We start from the raw sequence: 15,724 nt of genomic DNA, 5'->3' as shown, positions 1-15,724 counted from the left end.
AGTATCTAATTGGATTATCATCAACGAGTGCCCACACAGATTGATAGGTTTATATTGTTAAAGAACTTTGCTTCGAGCTTCACTCAAAACGGACGGCCATTTTAGCGATATAACTCATAGTGTCAAACACTTTTTTTGTTATTTCTCTTAAAGTTAAATGATTAACTTTACTCCGTCTTTTTGTCGACGAGATTTGTTTAGCATCCCGTGACAACGAGGGCGCATTATAGGGAGTTCATTCGACAGTACAAGGGGTAAATGGAAAAAATCTATACTTTTTACTTTGTTCGCTCGCAATTTAATCAAAACGATGTAAATAAAAGCAAAAAGGGCTCTCAATAGCCCTTTTATCCATAATTATTATTGATGGGCAATGATCTGATCTTTGCTCACCAATAGCTTTACTGGTTTGTCTGGCACGACTTTCCCTGCCAATATTGCCTTAGCCAGTGGATTTTCGACACTTTGCTGGATTGCCCTTTTCAGAGGTCGAGCGCCATAAACCGGATCGAAGCCAACTTGCGCAATCAGATCGAGCGCCTTATCTGACACCTCTAACGCGTAGCCTCTTTCTTCCATACGCTTGGACAGTCTTTGTAACTGAATAGATGCTATTGACTTAATGTGTTCCTGACCAAGTGGATGGAAAACAACACTTTCATCAACACGATTTAGAAATTCCGGACGGAAATGTTTGTTAACGACTTCCATCACCTGCTCTTTCATACCTTGATAATCCAAAGAACCAAAGTTTTCCTGAATTCTCGCCGAACCTAAGTTGGATGTCATGATGACAACCGTATTGCGGAAGTCGACAGTACGACCTTGGCCATCAGTTAAACGGCCATCATCAAGCACTTGCAACAGAATGTTGAACACATCTGGATGCGCTTTTTCAACTTCGTCTAACAAGATCACGGAGTAAGGTTTTCTGCGTACAGCTTCCGTCAGGTATCCACCTTCTTCATAGCCAACATACCCCGGAGGAGCCCCTACCAGCCGAGCGACTGAATGTTTTTCCATAAACTCGGACATATCAATTCGAACCATGGCGTCTTCACTGTCGAACATAAAGCTTGCCAGCGTTTTGCACAATTCCGTTTTACCAACACCTGTCGGACCCAAGAATAAAAAGGAACCTATCGGTTTATTGGGATCCGAAAGTCCTGCTCTGCTTCGGCGAATAGCATTTGAAACAACTTCTACAGCTTCAGTCTGACCAATAACACGAGCGTGTAGCACCTCTTCCATACGAAGTAGCTTTTCTTTTTCCGCTTCTAGCATTTTGGAAACAGGGATACCAGTTTGCTTAGACAATACATCAGCAATCTCATTGTCTGTGACTTTGTTACGTAACAAGGTCATTTCCTGCATCTCAGCTTGGGTAGCCAAATCAAGTTGCTTTTCCAATTCAGGAATACGACCATACTGAAGTTCAGACATACGGTTGAGGTCACCAGCTCGACGAGCAAACTCCATATCCATTCGAGCCTGTTCTAATTCGCTCTTAATGTGCTGCGTACCCGATAAGGACGCTTTTTCTGCGTTCCACACTTCTTCAAGTTCGGCAAATGCTCGCTCTTTATCTTCCAGCTCTTCATTAAGGTTGCTTAGACGTTTCTCACTCGCCTCATCGTGTTCATTGGTCAACGCCTGTTGTTCAATTTTAAGCTGGATAATTTTACGCTCCAGCTTGTCGAGGGATTCAGGTTTGGAATCGATCTGCATGCGGATGCTTGATGCCGCCTCATCAATCAAGTCAATCGCTTTATCGGGCAGCTGCCGGTCAGAAATATAACGATGAGATAAACTCGCCGCAGCGACAATTGCAGGATCGGTGATTTCTACATGGTGGTGCAACTCATAGCGCTCTTTCAATCCACGTAATATCGCCACCGTATCTTCGACTGAAGGCTCATCCACCAGCACTTTTTGAAAACGGCGCTCTAATGCAGGATCTTTTTCAATATATTGGCGATATTCGTCTAATGTTGTTGCACCAACGCAGTGAAGCTCTCCACGTGCCAAGGCGGGTTTGAGCATATTGCCGGCATCCATGGATCCTTCACCTTTGCCTGCACCAACCATGGTATGAATCTCATCAATAAAGAGAATGACACTGCCTTCTTCTTTAGACAGCTCATTAAGAACCGATTTCAATCGCTCTTCAAATTCACCACGATATTTAGCTCCAGCAACTAAAGCGCCCATATCAAGTGACAGAACTCGTTTGTTACGTAAACCTTCAGGAACTTCATTATTTATAATGCGCTGCGCTAACCCTTCAACAATTGCGGTTTTACCTACACCCGGTTCACCGATAATTACTGGGTTATTCTTAGTTCGACGTTGCAGTACTTGAATCGTGCGGCGGATCTCGTCATCACGGCCAATGACCGGGTCCAATTTACCTTGTTCAGCTCGTTCGGTGAGATCGATGGTGAATTTTTCCAGAGCTTGTCGTAACTCTTCAGCGTTTTGATCATTCACTTTTTGCCCGCCACGAATTTTATCAATGGCATCACTCAATCTGGCTTCGGTTAAACCTAACTCTTTTAAAAGCTCACCGAGTGGTCCACGATCTTCAATGGCTGCAAGAAGGAAAATTTCGGAAGAAATGTAGGCGTCCTGACGCTTTTGCGCGACTTTGTCACACAAATTGAAAAGCGTGCCCATCGAACTGGATAACTGAACGTCACCACCGATACCACTGACTTTGGGTAAACGATCAAGGATTTCACTCAGCTTAGAGCGTAAGTGAGTAACGTCGACATCGAGCATAGTCAGTAATGGCCTAATAGGACTGCCATTTTGATCCATCAGCGCCACCATCAAGTGCACTGGTTCGATGTATTGGTGATCGCGCCCCAGCGCGAGTGATTGTGCGTCAGATATCGCTATTTGAAATTTGCTTGTGAATCTGTCGAGACGCATACCTACCTTCCTAACCTTAACGGAGAATACTCTTATAGTCAGTATGAGAGATGGATACGCAAGAATCGATTTTCAAGGGGAGAGGGCTAAGTTTCCTCAGCAATTCTGGGCTTTACTTTTCCAACCATATAAACGTTGCTTGCCTCCCAGTAACCCCATCTCGACGATAAGAAAAGAAGCGCTTCGGATTGAGATAAGTACACAGTTCACTGTAATAAACGTCAGTCACACCGACGTGATTCAAGCGCTGAGTAACAAGCATGTTCATATCTGCTAGCCATTTCCCCGGATTTTTACGTGGCACAAATGCTTTTTTAGCCTCAGCGTCGAACGAGGTGAATGCATCCAAAACGTCCTGACCAACCTCAAATGCAGAAGCACCGATTGCAGGGCCAATCCAAGCCATTACCTGTCCATCAAATTTCGCGACCGCATTTTCGACAATCCCATCGGCCAAACCGCGCCAGCCAGCATGAACCGCTGCCACTTGTGTACCAGCGGTATTGGTCAACAAAACGGGTAAACAATCAGCGGTCATAGCAGAACACACTACTCCTATTTGCTGAGTAAAGAGGCCATCAGCATCCAGTACGTTTTGCGTTGGTCTGTCAGCTTCCAATACAAGTGTAGAGTGTGTCTGATTAAGCCAGATTGGTGCCGTCGGCATCTGGGATTGCTGCGTTAACCATTGACGGTTCTTTTCAATAATCGCAAGTTCATCCCCAACATGTGCGCCAAGGTTTAACCCTTGATAAACACCAGAAGAAAAGCCTTGGTGTCGAGTCGAAGCAAAAGCTTTAACATGGCTCGGTGCAGGCCAGTTAGGGATGATAATATCCATCTTAGAATTCGTCTTCTAATCCGTGTTGTTGCGTATCTTGGCGAAGTGCTTCGGCCATTTCGACAATGTCATCCGGTACTGGCGCGTGGAACTCCAACTCTTCTCCGGTCACCGGATGATCAAACTTTAGCATCACAGCATGAAGCGCTTGACGATCAAACTTACGAATCATTTCCGCCAGTTCTTCTGAAGCACCAGAAGGAATTCGCGCGCGACCACCATAAGCAGAATCACCTAACAAAGGATGCTGAAGGTAAGACATGTGCACACGGATCTGGTGAGTACGCCCGGTTTCAAGTCGTAAGCGAATACGAGTGTGTTCACGGAAATGTTCCGCAACTCGGTAGTGCGTCACCGCAGGCTTACCCATTGGACTAACCGCCATCAAAGTACGCTTCGTTGAGTGGCGGCCAATCGGCTGTTCTACTCGTCCGCCAGCCGTCATACGGCCAATCGCGATAGCTTCGTACTCACGTACGAAGTTACGCTTTTTCTGTAGAGCACGCACTAAACGAGTTTGGGCTGGCACCGTTTTGGCCACCACCATTAGGCCCGTTGTATCTTTATCGAGACGATGCACAATACCCGCTCGTGGCACTTCAGCGATACTTGGATAATGGTGTAACAGCGCATTCAGCACTGTGCCATCTGGTGTACCTGCCCCTGGGTGTACAACAAAACCACGAGGTTTATTGATCACTAGGATGTCATCGTCTTCATATACGATATCAAGAGGAATATCTTGTGCTTCCCAGCGCTCTTCATCTTCCAGTTCTGCTTGAAGGATAATTTCCTCGCCACCCATAACCTTGGTGCGAGGTTTTGTGATCACTTCACCATTAACTTTAACTTTACCGCCAAGCAACCATTCCTTTAAGCGCGAGCGAGAAAAGTCAGCGAATAATTCTGCGATAGCTTGGTCTAGACGTTGGCCTAGTTGGCTATCTTTTACTGTATTTGTTAATTCAATCTGCTGAGCCATATCGAACTTTTTTAAAAACTGTGAGACTAATTGTCACTAGTGTGGAAGAATATCGCTCCATTGTATCTGCTACCGGCAAGAAAGTAACGGAAGCGCAAAAAATATTTATCTCAAGGAATCGAATCCTGACATGAAAAAGCATACTTTATCTGGCTTATTGGCACTGTCCGTTTTGGTTGGCTGTTCTAGCAGCGAAGAAATCGTTCCGGATGTACCGCCATCAGAACTCTACTCAGAAGCACAGGTATCGCTGCAAAGTGGCAATTGGTTAACAGCTATCAATAAGTTAGAAGCACTGGACTCTCGCTACCCATTCGGTGCTTATTCTGAGCAAGTTCAGCTGGATCTAATTTATGCTTACTACAAAAACGACGATTTAGCGCTTGGCCTTGCAACTATTGAACGTTTCTCTCGCCTCAACCCAACTCACGAAAAGCTAGACTGGGTTTTGTACATGCGTGGCCTAACTCATATGGCACAAGATCGTAACTTTATGCATGACCTATTTAATGTTGATCGAAGTGATCGAGATCCTGAACCCGTCAAAAAAGCCTTTGCTGACTTCAAAAAATTACTAGAGCGCCATCCAAATAGCCCTTATGCAGAAGATGCTCAAAAACGTATGTTTGCCCTGAAAAATCGTTTGGCTGAATACGATCTAGCAACAGCTGACTTCTATCTGCGTCGTGAAGCTTGGATAGCAGCCATCAATCGAACACAAGAATTACAAAAAACTTACCCAGATACAGAAGCAGCACGCAAATCACTTGAGATTCAACTCGAGGCTTACGAAAAGCTTGGTTTGGCCGATCCAGCTAAACATACCGAGCAACTTATCAGGCTAAACCCTCAGTAACGGTTTATAAATGAGAATAAACGCCTCTTTATTGAGGCGTTTTTTTTGCCTACTTTGATGATAGAGTTATTAAGAACTACCTTTAAAAGATGGTCTTTCGAGGGTATTTCATGAGCAAAATTGTCTTGTTTCTGATCTTGTTCGTCGCCATACCGCAACATGCCGACGCGCTGTCATTATCACCATTGAAAAAAGATCCTTATTTTGGCGATCTGGACGAACTTGAAAGGAAAGGAGCGATACGAGTTCTCGTTTCAGCGGATCTTGGCTTTTACTATATTGAGGATGGTAAACCAAAAGGTATTCTCGCTGAATTGTTATACCACTTTGAAAAAGAACTAAGACAACGTTCATCTTACTTTAACCTACAGATCATCCCTGTCCATCGAGATGAACTTCTCCCTTCTCTGGAAAAAGGCTTCGGAGATCTGATTGTCGCCAATCTGACAATGACTTCCTATCGTTCAAAATATGTCGATTTCAGCATTCCAGTTTTGCAGGGAGTGCGTGAACTGTTAATCACTCATGATACTAACGTCCCGCCAATTACAGAGTTGAAAGAAATCAGTGGCCAAGAAATCTGGGTTAGAGCCAGCTCCAGTTACTTTGAAAGCTTACAAAAAGTCAATCAAATGCTTGATGTACATGATTTACAGCCTGTCACTATTCGCTTTGTTGAAGAAACTCTTCAAGATATTGAAATTATTGAACTTGTCAATAAAGGTCATATTAATGCTACTGTTCTAGACAGCCATAAAGCCGAACTCTGGCTTAAGGTTATGGATAACATACTCTTACACGATCAAGCACCTATCAGAGTGGATGGTAAAATTGCTTGGGCAATGCGAAAAAACAGCCCTCATTTACAGTCATTCGTAAACCAATATCTAAGGAAAACTCGATCAGGCACTTTGTTGGGTAACGTCATTTATGGCAAATATCTCGACAAAACAGGCTGGTTGAAACGTATTCTCCACCCTGATCATATTGGCCGCCTTGACTCGTTATCAGGCATCTTTGCCAATTATTCCGAACAATATGACTTTGACCCACTAATGATCTCAGCGCAAGGTTTTCAAGAATCGGGCTTAGATCAGAGCAAAGTATCACACAAAGGTGCAGTGGGTGTTATGCAGGTGTTGCCGAGTACCGCTATGGATCCTAATGTCGCCATACCCAATATTTATCAAGTCGATAACAATATCCATGCGGGCGTGAAATACATGCGTTTTCTCAAGGACCGCTATTTTAGTGATGATGACATCACGCCCGACAATCAGGTTTATTTTTCCCTTGCCGCTTACAACGCTGGCCCTGCTAATATTCGTAAGATGCGTAATTTGGCCAAGCAGCATGGCTATGATCCAAATCGATGGTTCCGGCATGTTGAGATCATGGCAAGACGTAATATTGGTCGTGAGCCAGTTCACTATGTCTCCAACATCAATCGGTATTTTGTCATTTACAAGCAGCTCAACGCACTAAAAGAGCAACGTAAACTTCAATCCACTAGCAAAGGCATACCAGATCTCTTCGTTCCTAGTATCGATAAGTAACGCAGGGGAAATATACTCAAAAAGAGGGCCTGAAAACTATAAAGGGGAATGGGAAGAGAGTCACACAGGTAGTTGAGCAACAATTGACCACAAGTTTTTATCAGGTCGAGCAAGTGCCCTAAAAAGCAGATGATTTTTAGTATGTTGTCTCTCTCAATCTAGCGATATTTTTTTTGGGTACAAGCTTTTTCAGCGCCAAATAAACCAAGTATTTGAGATAGATCACGTTTAATTTCAATCTAAAAACACACCACCAGAAAAGTGATATATATCACATTATTTTAAACTTGGGCGAGTAATCTGGAGTTAACCCATAAGGGATGCAACAGAGGAAAACATCTATGAAAGTAAACATCACTGGTAAAAACATCGAAACCACCTCTGCAATCCGAGCCCATATTGAGAGCAAATTTAAAAAGCTGGAAAAATGGCAAGTAGACATCATCGGATGTCAGGCAAGCTTCTGTGAGGAGCCAAACAAACAGAAGAAATTTGAAGCTGTTATCACCGTCCCTAAAGGTCAGCTTGTGGCGTCTGCAACCAACGAAGATCTTTATATTGCGATCAATGAAGTAGAGCAAAAACTAGAACGTCAGCTCAACAAACTTCGCCACAAGCCTGAAGCACGACGTACAGAGAAACCGGAGCTTGAAGAGATAGAAAGCGAATAATAGTTAACTCATATTAATGAGTTACTGAGGATTTAAAAAATAGCGCCAGAAGGCGCTATTTTTTTACTTGACGCTCACTAAACGGTTGCTTATTGTGTTGGCAGCATCACAATAAAAGTAACGTTCTATGACCCACAACACTCTGTTCTTTTTTGACTTCTTTTTTCTCCACTAAGCTTGGAGGCTCTCTCGTTTTCGAAAGAAAAGTCAAAAACGAACAGGAAGCCTCCCAAAAGGGAGGCTTTTTTTATGAAGGAATGCAGGATGACCGAACAAAAATACTCACTCGATGAAATTCGCTTACGTTTAAATGAGCTGGATGACGAACTGTTGAAGCTCTTATCAGAACGAAGAAAAATGAGTATCGAAGTGGCAAAGAGTAAAGTTCAGACATCTAAACCAGTTCGTGACGCAAGTCGAGAACAACAGTTATTGGTGAAACTGATTAACGCTGGTCATAGCAAGTATGAACTCGATGCTCAGTATATTACCAAGCTATTCCACACTATTATTGAAGACTCTGTTTTGCTACAACAATCTTACCTGCAGAATCTCGCCAATCCTGAGTTGAGCCGCAAACCGCTGGCTCGAGTGGCCTTCCTTGGTTCTAAAGGATCATACTCCCACCTCGCTAGCCGTGAGTATTTCAGCCGCAAAAACACAGAGCTGATAGAGCTCAATTGCGAGCACTTCAAAGAGGTGACACAGACGGTTGAATCTGGTCATGCCGATTATGGCGTACTGCCGATTGAAAACACTAGCTCCGGTTCAATCAATGAAGTATACGATCTGCTGCAACATACTACACTGTATATCGTTGGTGAAATGACCCTACCAATTGAACATTGCTTAGTTGCAACTTCGGATATTCGTTTAGAAGAGATCAAAACCCTCTACTCACACCCACAACCTCATCAACAATGCAGTGAATTCCTAAGCCGAATGAAAGGCGTCACACTGGAGTCTTGTGCCAGCACTGCCGATGCAATGCAGAAGGTTAAGGAAATGGGTCGCCGCGATGTTGCCGCGATTGGTAATGCTTCAAGTGGTAAACTCTATGGTTTACAGTCGATCCAAGGCAATATTGCTAACCAAACTGAGAACCACACCCGTTTCATCATAGTAGCACGCAAACCCGTGGAGGTTTCCAGCCAGATCCCAGCAAAAACGACACTCATCATGTCAACCTCCCAAGACGCCGGCTCTTTAGTCGCAACTTTACTCGTGCTACAAAAGTACGGAATCAACATCAACAAATTGGAATCGCGTCCAATTATGGGGAACCCTTGGGAAGAAATGTTTTATGTTGATCTCGAATCTCACCTTGAATCCGAAGAGATGCAGCAAGCTCTGAACGAGCTAACAAAACTGACTAAACATTTAAAAGTTTTGGGTTGTTACCCAAGCGAAAATGTCAAACCAACAACAGTGAAACTTCAGTAATTAAACAATGCAGATCAAATAAATTACTTACAAGGACTGACACTAATTATAAATGCACCTAATATTCCGCTTGTTAGTTGCATATTAGGTGTGTGTCAGTCCTTTTAACATATCACTCTGATAGGCGTTATCCATTCATGGGTCAAAAGGCCACTTTCTAGTTGATATGAAATCACTATTTCTACTTACCTTCGCACTTTTTATGCCGAGTTTTTCTACTCACGCTAATCCTCCGCTCAATGTCTACATGTGGGAAGATACGCTCTCACCGAATGTCATTGAAAGTTGGCAATCGAGCACAGGTACTCCGCTGAAGCTATCCCATTTTGACAATGACGATGAACGTAGCTTGTTGATGATGAAAGGTATTCAGTTACCTTTTGATCTCGTGGTTTTAGATAATGTTTCAGCACAGATATATGGACGTTTAGGCTCGTTTGAAAATCTTACCCAGCTGAAAAATCGTCATCATAACGACGAAAAATGGCTCCAGGCCTGTGGTGAATACGCCGTCCCTTACTTTTGGGGAACAGTGGGCATTGCCTATCGTAAAGACATAGTGAAAAGGCCCCCAACCAGCTGGCAAGAATTTGTCCATCCACCAAAAGTTCTGGAAGGGCGTATTGGGATGATCAACGACAGCGTTGAAAGCTTTCTGCCGGTATTTTATAGCTTGGGGATCTCTCCAATAGAAGAACAAGAATCGCTCTTCCAGCAAGCCTACCCCGAATTGCAATCTTTCAGCGCTAAAGTACTCACCTACGAGTACATACTCAGCTACATCCGCAGTAATAGGAATGCTGAAAAGCTGGCAATGGCTCTAGCTTATAGTGGTGACCAATATTCATTAAACCGCTACTACACAGATAATCATTGGGACTTCATCGTTCCTGAAGGTGAGTTGTTTTTATGGGTTGATTGTCTGGCGGTCAGTAGTCATTCAACTAATAAGGGAAGCGCGAAAGCTTTCCTTGAGTACCTTATGGATCCCACTATTGCTGCAACAAATGCAACAGACATCAAAGCTGCAACGCCAAACTTAACGGCGTTAAAACAGATGCCTGATTGGTATCTAGATGATGCATCATTGTTTCCAGAACAACAGCGAGTCGAGCAAGGGCGCGTAGATAGCGAACTCTCGGCATCCAATATCAGCTTACGAGCAAAAATAATAAATCGCATTCTGAAACGTCATGAAGCTCAGTACTAGAGTTCTGTTGCTAGTTTCCCCAGTCATCCTAACCAGTGCTGCGTTTTCTAGCTACGGCATATATAACAACCAAAAAGATGCGTTAATTAAACGCGAAAACAGCTACCTTCAATTAACGATGGAAAAGCTCGCAGGCCACTTTCGTCAATCAGTGGCTCTACTGAACAGCTATTCCCTGACCTTAACAAAGAGTGACATTATCCGTCATTACTTTGGTCAGCAGGCTAACCCGTATAGGGAGATGGAGCTGATCGACAACCTGCAGACGACGATTGAGAATCTTCAAGCGAATAAGCAAAACGATATTGCTGTCGCGATTCTGAATCATAATCGCGCTCCGCAGTTCTATGCTGATAACCAGTCCGATCCTTTTTCTAAGCTCGACCAGAATGTATTCCGTTTTGTCGATCGAACCTATCGCCGTACGGGTAATACGTCCTACACTGGATTCACGCAAAACCACCAAGGACAGAGCATTTTAGTACGCTACGATGTCCTCGATACCAATACGCTGATCTCTCCACTTAGCTACAATACCGACCAAGTCTTTTTTATCGTAGTGTATCTATCTTTGGATAAATTTGATCAACTTAAACACATTCTCGAATTCGACAATGACAGCAGCATATTTTTCGCTGACCAACCGATCATTAAATCAGGATTAACCCATTCAGTTGAACTCAAACCAAACCTTTATGCGGTGTTGGATCCTGCCCAATATCTACTGGACGAAAAGCTACACAAGATAGAACAAAGGCTGTTGTTGTTCTTTGGCGCTTCCACTGTAGCCACAATCCTGATCCTACTATTTTTGCTCCATCGTCGCGTCATCAGCCCAATTACTCGCCTTGAACACCAACTTCAGCAAGTCGAGCAACATAGGCGTCATAACATTGAACGACTCAGCAGCGATGACGAAATTGGTCGTTTATCCGCTCGTTTTTATGACATGTACAAAGAGCTCAATTCAAGTTATCAAAAAACCAAAGCCATGGCGGAGAACGACCATCTAACACAACTGGCCAATCGCCATCAGTTTCAAGTTTATGTCGAACGTACAATTGCCAACAAATTACTCCACACCCACGCTTGGATCCTGTATATCGACTTGGATAACTTTAAGTACGTTAATGACAAATACGGACATCACCTAGGTGACTCGTTGCTGGTAAAATTCGCCGACCATATCCGTGAAATCTGTCATCAGTATGAATTGTCTTATGGCGTCAAGTGTATCGCTTCAAGATTGTCTGGCGATGAATTTGCCATTTTCATAGCGTCCGCATGCGAGAATAATTACCCAGACAAGATCGCCCAAGCGGTTTTGGAACCTATTCAAGACCCTCAGTGTTCACCTCTGGGTAGCTTTCCTATCACTGCCAGTATCGGTGTCGCGAGCTACCCTCAAGACGGACAGGACTTAGCTAAGCTGCTGTCTAATGCTGACACCGCCATGTATCAGGCCAAACGTGCAGGAAAAAATCAGGTCGCACGATATTCACAAGCACTGGATCAAATTGTTCGCCGCCGTACCCAGATTGAGCGAGCATTGAGAAATGGTGAATTCGACAATGAATTTCATTTGATGTACCAGCCTTATTTTGACCGTTCAGGTAAGACCATTGTGGGCGTCGAAGCTCTGTTGCGCTGGGATTCACCTAAAATGGGCAAGGTAAATCCTGGAGAATTTATCCCTATCTCAGAAAAAACTGGTCTGTTTGGTAAGATTGATCGCTGGGTCATACTTCAAGCGTTTAAAGATTTTGTGACACTACAAAGCTGTTTTGATCATCCGATTCAGTTGTCAATCAATCTCTCTTCTGCGGAGCTCGACTCCTTGCAGCTCGCGCGAGACATACAACACGCCGCCAAGCAGTTTGATGTCGTCCCCGGCTTAGTCGATTTTGAGATAACAGAAACCTTTGCCACAGACTCACAAAGCTACTCATTGTTACATGAACTATCATTGATGGGCTTTAAGCTAGCGATTGATGATTTTGGTTCCGGCTATACATCTATCTCTCAGCTTGTAGAATATCCGGTACAGAAAATTAAGCTCGACCGTGAGTTTCTTACCGCGCTGATCAAAACCAACAATCAGAAGGTGGTGAAACCACTGGTGGATTTGTGTCACTCACAATCAATGATAGTAACCGCTGAAGGCATAGAGTCACAGGAAATGCACCAATGGCTGGCGGAGAATCAATGCGATTACATGCAAGGGTATTTCCTTTCTCCCCCTATTTCACTGCATGAGCTCAAACACCTCGATTTATTCACACAAGGAAATCAACATGTCGGTGAAGAAAGTTATTGTCGCTTCGCTTAACCCAGCCAAAATCAATGCTGTCAAAAGCGCATTTCAGGCAGCCTTTAACTCAAAAACGTTTGAGTTTGTCGGTGTGAATGTCGCTAGTGAAGTAGCCGATCAACCAATGTGCAATGAGGAAACGCATACCGGTGCGCTAAACCGAGTGCGCAACGCTAAGATGTCCTACCCTAATGGCGACTACTATGTGGGTTTAGAGGCTGGTATTGAAAGTAATGTCACGTTTGCATGGATGGTAATTGAATCCGAGACACAACGAGGAGAGTCTCGGTCTGCTAGCTTAATGTTGCCACCCGCTGTGATTGAAAAACTAACTAAAGCTAATGAGTTGGGTGATGTGATGGACGAAGTGTTTGGCACTGAGAACATTAAGCAAAAGGGTGGTGCTATTAGCTTGCTGACCCAAGACCAATTGACGCGCAGCAGTGTGTATCATCAGGCCTTGATATTGGCATTAATTCCGTTTACCAATCCAGAACATTTCCCCGCTAACCTCGAATAAAATAAAGGTGCCGAGGGCACCTTTATTTAGGTTCAAGTAAGGCTGAGATATCAGCCTTTTCTGCTTCACTCTTTGACTTCAGTTCATTAGATCCGCGAGTTATAGTTGCGACACCCACCCCTAACATCTGACTGATTTGTCGCTGAGACAGTTCACCTTTAAGCAGTTCACGGCATATATTGACCCTTGCGATCAAAGATTCACGCTCATCGGGTGTGAGCAGCATGGTCAACAACATTTCGTGTTGGTTGGACTCGCTGCTCGTTTTAATCAAATCTAAGATCTGTTGCCAGTCGGTGTACTCAGGTTGTGTTGCCATTTGCTCTCGCTGCCTAGAACGTCATAAAACTAGTATCTGGTGTCGATCTCATTCTGATTGAGAAACGCTCCATCGACCCCCAAAAGGTTACGGTAATAGGTTTCAAACATCAGAATGTTCTGCACATAACCACGGGTTTCCTTAAATGGAATCGCTTCAATAAATGCGTAAGCATCCAGTTTACCTTGGGTACGTTCACGCCAAGTTTTCACTCTATGCGGTCCTGCATTATACGCAGCAAGCGCAAAAATTCGATTATTATCGTATCGCTCTAGCAAGCCTTTTAGATAATGACTGCCTATCTCAATGTTTTTACCAACCTCGTATAAGTCATTGCTACTACGATACGACAGCTGATATTTACGCGCAGTATACTTAGCTGTTGATGGCATAATTTGCATAATACCTCGAGCGCCAACGGGAGAACGCGCTTCAACATCCAATCCGCTCTCTTGTCTCGCCAAAGACATAAGCGTGATAGGATCGATGCTGTGCTTTTCGCCATAAAAGTTAAACCACCAGCGATGGGCTACTGGAAAACGCAGCTCAAGGTTGTCCCACATTTTGGCCTTGATACTCGCCGTAACCGTTAAGTGAGACCATTCTTTATAGGAAGCATAAGCCGCTAACATCTCTTTTTGCTCAGCATTAGCTCGATTAAGCAACCAACGCCATTCATTCTTCGCAGCGGCAATTTTATCTCGCTCTATCAACTCTTCGATACGGACTAAAGCCGTCATAAACGGTTTTACCGTTTGGTGTTCATAAGAGATGGTAGAGACGGGATAGTTTATTGAACGCTTGATCTCTTTCGCCGCTGCAACACTGTAGAAGTTTCTCTGGCCAAGCATATTTTCAAGACGCTGGCTGCCTTTCATGATATCGCCCAACGCCACTTCACTGCGTCCTAACCAATATTGCCAACGCAGACTTTGCTGAGCAGTCTCGGGGAGGCGGCCTATCCAGTTTTCCACATCACGCCAGTCGGCTGCTTGAATCGCCAAACGAATTCGACGCTCAATCAAAGCAATATTGCTGGATGTTCCAATCTTTTTATCTCGCCATTTAGCCAAAGATTCTGAATCCGTATTAATCAGACGGAAAGCAATATAGTCAGCCAGCTTCTGAACCTCACTTGCAGGCATTTTCTGTGCAGAGGTTGCTTGGTCAAATACGCTTTGGGCCTTATTGACATCTTTTCTTGCCAGCTTTTTCAATGCAAGCCCTGTCTGAGAACGATTAAAATCACTTTGGGTATGCTGACGAGCAAATGCAACAACGTTTTCTGGCCGATTAAACAAGGCCTTCATATCGGAAGCTTGCTGGCCGGATCGATCAGAGTTGAGGAGCTTTTTAAGGTAATTCATTAACGAACCATTGCGTTCTTCAAATGCCAGCAACATACGCTCAAGGATTTGTTGATCGGTTCTCAGCCCAGCTCTATCCCATACCTCAAATAGAGGATCACAAGCATCAGCAATACTCTGTCCGGAATGCCAAAGTTTGTTTGCCCCTTCAAAAGCCTGATCTTTGTGTCCAGTTTGATAGAGCGCATGGTAGTAGTGGCATTGATAAGTTTCACCACGAGGTTCCACTGTCTGGAATTCTGCCAACTTTTGCCATTCCTTCTGTCTGGCAAGGCTGTCGATATATGGCGCTCGAATGCGAGCTGAAAATGGCAGCGAACGATAAGTATCAATAAACGCTTCCACTTCCGCCGGTGATCGTTGCCCTATATCGACTAAAAAAGCACGGTAGTCTGTATAAGGAGTCAGAGGATAATCTTTGATTTTACGGCGAATTTTTTGGTATTGGGTGACCTGATTATTGTCTAGGTATTCTTGTGCTTGATCATAGATTTTCCGTTGTTGCTGGAGCTCACTTGCTATTGCTGAAGTGGCTAAACTTGCGCTGCAAACCATCGAGACCCAAGTCAAAATCGATGAAGGAATGCGATGCAGCGACTTTGAAAACGTCAGCATCATAAATTCTCGTCCTGTTGAGAATAATTAGTAGGGTAGATAATTTATGCTTATTGTAAGCGGCCATGTAAAGGGTATAGATGCAAATAATAATAAATT

At 43.9% G+C, this 15,724-nt stretch carries 12 protein-coding genes and 1 other annotated feature; of the genes, 7 read left to right on the top strand and 5 right to left on the bottom strand.

Going from position 1 to position 15,724, the window contains the following annotated elements; genetic code table 11:
- Positions 1-360 precede the first annotated feature (360 nt).
- The 3 genes from clpB to rluD form a co-directional block, all read right to left on the bottom strand.
- Positions 361-2,934, bottom strand: a complete 2,574-nt coding sequence (gene clpB, locus OH455_RS13880; protein ID WP_269981802.1) for an ATP-dependent chaperone ClpB — start codon at positions 2,932-2,934, stop codon at positions 361-363.
- A 112-nt stretch (positions 2,935-3,046) separates the two neighbouring features.
- Positions 3,047-3,775, bottom strand: a complete 729-nt coding sequence (gene pgeF / locus OH455_RS13875; protein ID WP_206369873.1) for a peptidoglycan editing factor PgeF — start codon at positions 3,773-3,775, stop codon at positions 3,047-3,049.
- A gap of 1 nt (position 3,776) precedes the next feature.
- Positions 3,777-4,757: a 23S rRNA pseudouridine(1911/1915/1917) synthase RluD gene (gene rluD / locus OH455_RS13870; protein ID WP_206375934.1), complete on the bottom strand. Its 981-nt coding sequence runs from the start codon at positions 4,755-4,757 to the stop codon at positions 3,777-3,779.
- A gap of 130 nt (positions 4,758-4,887) precedes the next feature.
- Here rluD and OH455_RS13865 point away from each other — a divergent pair, with 130 nt between their 5' ends.
- The 7 genes from OH455_RS13865 to yjjX all read left to right on the top strand — a co-directional run bounded on the left by OH455_RS13865 (position 4,888) and on the right by yjjX (position 13,324).
- Entirely contained in the window at positions 4,888-5,613 is a 726-nt protein-coding gene (locus tag OH455_RS13865) for an outer membrane protein assembly factor BamD (protein ID WP_206369872.1), read from the top strand.
- 110 nt (positions 5,614-5,723) lie between these two features.
- The gene (locus tag OH455_RS13860; RefSeq protein ID WP_269981801.1) at positions 5,724-7,169 is read left to right on the top strand and encodes a lytic transglycosylase F; all 1,446 of its coding nucleotides are present in this window, start codon (positions 5,724-5,726) and stop codon (positions 7,167-7,169) included.
- A 341-nt stretch (positions 7,170-7,510) separates the two neighbouring features.
- A complete protein-coding gene (gene hpf / locus OH455_RS13855; RefSeq protein WP_045975324.1) occupies positions 7,511-7,840 on the top strand; it encodes a ribosome hibernation-promoting factor, HPF/YfiA family in 330 nt (109 codons plus the stop codon).
- Positions 7,841-7,969: 129 nt separating this feature from the next.
- Positions 7,970-8,091 (top strand) — a sequence feature (Phe leader region).
- Positions 8,092-8,104: 13 nt separating this feature from the next.
- Positions 8,105-9,283: a prephenate dehydratase gene (gene pheA, locus OH455_RS13850; protein WP_269981800.1), complete on the top strand. Its 1,179-nt coding sequence runs from the start codon at positions 8,105-8,107 to the stop codon at positions 9,281-9,283.
- 166 nt (positions 9,284-9,449) lie between these two features.
- Entirely contained in the window at positions 9,450-10,493 is a 1,044-nt protein-coding gene (locus OH455_RS13845; RefSeq protein WP_269981799.1) for a polyamine ABC transporter substrate-binding protein, read from the top strand.
- Positions 10,477-12,822, top strand: coding sequence for a putative bifunctional diguanylate cyclase/phosphodiesterase (locus OH455_RS13840; RefSeq protein ID WP_269981798.1), 2,346 nt, complete (start codon positions 10,477-10,479; stop codon positions 12,820-12,822). Before OH455_RS13845 ends, OH455_RS13840 begins: the two co-directional genes overlap by 17 nt.
- A complete protein-coding gene (yjjX, locus tag OH455_RS13835; protein ID WP_269981797.1) occupies positions 12,788-13,324 on the top strand; it encodes an inosine/xanthosine triphosphatase in 537 nt (178 codons plus the stop codon). The genes OH455_RS13840 and yjjX overlap by 35 nt, the downstream gene beginning before the upstream one ends.
- Positions 13,325-13,346: 22 nt before the next feature.
- On the opposite strand, the gene trpR is transcribed toward yjjX, so the two are convergent.
- A complete protein-coding gene (gene trpR, locus OH455_RS13830) occupies positions 13,347-13,643 on the bottom strand; it encodes a trp operon repressor (protein WP_045975329.1) in 297 nt (98 codons plus the stop codon).
- Positions 13,644-13,672: 29 nt separating this feature from the next.
- Positions 13,673-15,628, bottom strand: a complete 1,956-nt coding sequence (gene sltY, locus OH455_RS13825) for a murein transglycosylase (RefSeq protein WP_269981796.1) — start codon at positions 15,626-15,628, stop codon at positions 13,673-13,675.
- Between the last annotated feature and the right edge of the window lie 96 nt (positions 15,629-15,724).

This window comes from Vibrio sp. T11.5 (genome assembly GCF_027587155.1).
In the GTDB taxonomy this organism is placed as follows: Bacteria; Pseudomonadota; Gammaproteobacteria; order Enterobacterales; family Vibrionaceae; genus Vibrio; species Vibrio neptunius.
The sequence above is the reverse complement of the archived record's forward strand: the minus strand, read 5'-3'. Positions and strand labels throughout refer to the sequence as shown.

Excerpts from the sequence above, each read along its gene's own strand:
- OH455_RS13865 (WP_206369872.1), top strand. The coding sequence starts at position 4,888 with ATGAAAAAGCATACTTTATCTGGCTTATTGGCACTGTCCGTTTTGGTT.
- clpB (WP_269981802.1), bottom strand. The coding sequence starts at position 2,934 with ATGCGTCTCGACAGATTCACAAGCAAATTTCAAATAGCGATATCTGAC.
- OH455_RS13845 (WP_269981799.1), top strand. The coding sequence starts at position 9,450 with ATGAAATCACTATTTCTACTTACCTTCGCACTTTTTATGCCGAGTTTT.
- rluD (WP_206375934.1), bottom strand. The coding sequence starts at position 4,757 with ATGGCTCAGCAGATTGAATTAACAAATACAGTAAAAGATAGCCAACTA.
- OH455_RS13860 (WP_269981801.1), top strand. The coding sequence starts at position 5,724 with ATGAGCAAAATTGTCTTGTTTCTGATCTTGTTCGTCGCCATACCGCAA.
- yjjX (WP_269981797.1), top strand. The coding sequence starts at position 12,788 with ATGTCGGTGAAGAAAGTTATTGTCGCTTCGCTTAACCCAGCCAAAATC.
- OH455_RS13840 (WP_269981798.1), top strand. The coding sequence starts at position 10,477 with ATGAAGCTCAGTACTAGAGTTCTGTTGCTAGTTTCCCCAGTCATCCTA.
- hpf (WP_045975324.1), top strand. The coding sequence starts at position 7,511 with ATGAAAGTAAACATCACTGGTAAAAACATCGAAACCACCTCTGCAATC.
- trpR (WP_045975329.1), bottom strand. The coding sequence starts at position 13,643 with ATGGCAACACAACCTGAGTACACCGACTGGCAACAGATCTTAGATTTG.
- sltY (WP_269981796.1), bottom strand. The coding sequence starts at position 15,628 with ATGATGCTGACGTTTTCAAAGTCGCTGCATCGCATTCCTTCATCGATT.
- pheA (WP_269981800.1), top strand. The coding sequence starts at position 8,105 with ATGACCGAACAAAAATACTCACTCGATGAAATTCGCTTACGTTTAAAT.
- pgeF (WP_206369873.1), bottom strand. The coding sequence starts at position 3,775 with ATGGATATTATCATCCCTAACTGGCCTGCACCGAGCCATGTTAAAGCT.